Source organism: Poinsettia branch-inducing phytoplasma str. JR1, from assembly GCF_000309465.1.
In the GTDB taxonomy this organism is placed as follows: domain Bacteria; phylum Bacillota_I; class Bacilli_A; order Acholeplasmatales; family Acholeplasmataceae; genus Phytoplasma; species Phytoplasma pruni.
On record NZ_AKIK01000173.1, the window covers coordinates 1 to 2,522 of the forward strand.

The 2,522-nt window shown below is 25.1% G+C and carries 2 protein-coding genes; both read right to left on the reverse strand.

Annotated elements, in window-relative coordinates; all coding sequences use genetic code 11:
* Positions 1 to 2: 2 nt before the first annotated feature.
* A complete protein-coding gene (gene glyA, locus ON17_RS03140; RefSeq protein WP_017192057.1) occupies positions 3 to 1,253 on the reverse strand; it encodes a serine hydroxymethyltransferase in 1,251 nt (416 codons plus the stop codon).
* 90 nt (positions 1,254 to 1,343) lie between these two features.
* Positions 1,344 to 2,477 carry a DNA polymerase III subunit beta gene (gene dnaN / locus ON17_RS03145; RefSeq protein WP_017192058.1) on the reverse strand — a complete coding sequence of 378 codons (1,134 nt, stop codon included), beginning with the start codon at positions 2,475 to 2,477 and terminating at the stop codon, positions 1,344 to 1,346.
* Positions 2,478 to 2,522 lie beyond the last annotated feature (45 nt).

A 2,522-nucleotide genomic window follows, 5' to 3' on the forward strand; every position in this document is an offset into this window, starting at 1 on the left:
ATTTAATTTTTCTTTAAAGGGAATTTTTTTGTTATCATCAATACTTCTTTTTTAACTTCTTTCAAAACTTCTTCATTTTCATAATTATTTAAAACTCGGTCAATTAAATGAGCAATTTGAACAAAATCTTTTTCTTTTAATCCTCTTGTCGTCATAGCCGGCGTTCCTATTCTGATTCCGCTAGTTAAAGAAATTTTTTCTTTATCAAAAGGAATAGAATTTTTATTAACAGTTATATTAGCCTTATAAAGAGCATCTGCTGCTAATTTACCATTTAAAAAAGGGTTTTTATGCTTCAAATCAATAAGTATTAAATGATTATCAGTTGTTTGACTAACCAAACGATAACCTAATTCTTTTAAAGCATTGGCTAAAACTTTTGCATTTTTAACTATTTGTTGCTGATAAACAATAAAATCATCTTTTAAATTTTCTTTAAAGGCAACCGCTTTAGCGGCGATAACATGCATTAAAGGCCCTCCTTGAATGCCCGGAAAAACGCCTTTATTAATTTTTTTAATTATTTCTTCATTATTGGTTAAAATTATTCCTCCTCTTGGACCTCTTAAAGTTTTATGAGTAGTAGAAGTGACAATATCAGCATTAGCTAAAAAAGGAGAAGGATGTAAGTCAGCCGCCACTAAACCAGCAATATGCGCCATATCTACCATTAAATAAGCATTAACTTCATCAGCTATTTTTTTAAACTCTTGAAAATCAATAGTTCTAGAATAAGCAGAAGCTCCCGCGATAATTAATTTAGGTTTGGTTTCGTGCGCTATTCTTCTAACTTCTTCGTAATCAATTATTTCGTTATCTGGTGAAACACCATAACTAAATGATTTTAAAAAATTACCAGAAAAACTAACTTTTGAACCATGAGTTAAATGACCACCAGCGTTTAACGACATCCCTAAAATAGTATCATTAGGTTTTAATAAAGATTGAAAAACAGCCATATTAGCTTGTGAACCTGAATGAGGTTGAACATTAGCATATTTAACTTTAAATAATTTTTTAACTCTTTCAATCGCTATGTTTTCAATTTCATCAACATAATCACAACCATGATAATATCTTTTTTGCGGATAACCTTCAGAATATTTATTAGTTAAAACGCTCCCTTGAGCTTCCAAAACGGCTTCAGAAACATAATTTTCTGAAGCAATCAACTCTATATGTTCTTCTTGTCTTTGAGTTTCTTTTTTTATTAATTCATAAATTTCTAAATCTTCTTTTTTTAAATTTTTCATCTTTCTTTTTCCTCTCTTTTTTGAATTTTTTTGAATAAATAATTGTCAAAAAGTAAAAAAATAATTGCTTTTACATTAAAAACAATTATTTTATAAAAATGGTAAAATTAAATATAAAAGCGTTTTATCTTCTTCGCTAGAAATAATAAAAGGTTTGGACGAATTATCAAAATGAATTTTTATTTCTTTAGTGGGAAAAACTTTTAAAATTTCTTCTAAATGCTTCACATTAAAGGCTGTTTTGATATTTTCTTCGACCTTGTCTTCTAAAAGTAAAATTTCTTCTGATGCGTTTCCTATTTCTTCACTTCCGGAAAAAATTTCTATTTTTTTATTTTGATCAATATTTAAATGAACAATATTATTGAAAATATTTTCTTCTTTAGGTAAAAATAAGGATAATCTTTCTAATGTTTTAGTTAAATCTTCTTTTTTTAATTTGACAAAAGAAGAAAAATTTTCTTCTTTAATTTGTTGCATCAAAGGGAAATTACCTTGAAGAAGAATTGTTTGAAACAATAAAGATTCAGAATATAAAAAAAGTTTTTGTTCGTTAATGGCTATTTTAATACTTTCATCTTTTTGTTGTTCTAAAAGTTTATTCATTTCTTCTAAACTTTTACTAGGAACAACGATATTAAAATCAGGATAATCTAAATTCAATTCTATTCTTTTTTGACTTATGCGAAAAGAATCAGTTGATAAAGCGGTTAAAAAAGGTTTTTTATAAATTAAATTAACTCCTGTTAAAATAATTTTTTGTTTGTCCTTAGAAGTTACAATAACAGCTTCTTTAATTAATTTCTTTAAAAAATCAATTTTTAAAAGGAAAAATTTTTCAAAATTAAAAGCGAAATCAATAGAAGGGAAATCCTTAAAATTCATCATTTTTAATTTATATTCAGAAGAAGGTAAAGTTTTGATAACTAATAACTTATTATCCATAGAAGAAATCTTGATAAGAGGTGAATAAATTTTTTTAATAATATCAATAAAATATTTTCCGATTACAATTAAAGAACCGGTTTTTTTAACTTTTAAACTTTCATCTTTTATTTCTAATCTTGCTGCCATATTCATGTTAATGACTTCTAAAAACAAAACATCTTCTTGAATTTCTATTTTAATATTATAATAAACTGGGAAAAAAGTTTTTGTAGGAAGTATTTTTTGAATTTGGAGTAAAAAATGCAATAAAACTTCTTTTTTTATTTCAAAATTCATATTTTATATTTCTTTTCTTTAAAATTAATTTTAACTATTTATTTT

What these genes read in the sequence shown, in the direction of transcription:
- glyA (WP_017192057.1), bottom strand. Translation starts at nt 1,253, where the DNA reads ATGAAAAATTTAAAAAAAGAAGATTTAGAAATTTATGAATTAATAAAA.
- dnaN (WP_017192058.1), bottom strand. Translation starts at nt 2,477, where the DNA reads ATGAATTTTGAAATAAAAAAAGAAGTTTTATTGCATTTTTTACTCCAA.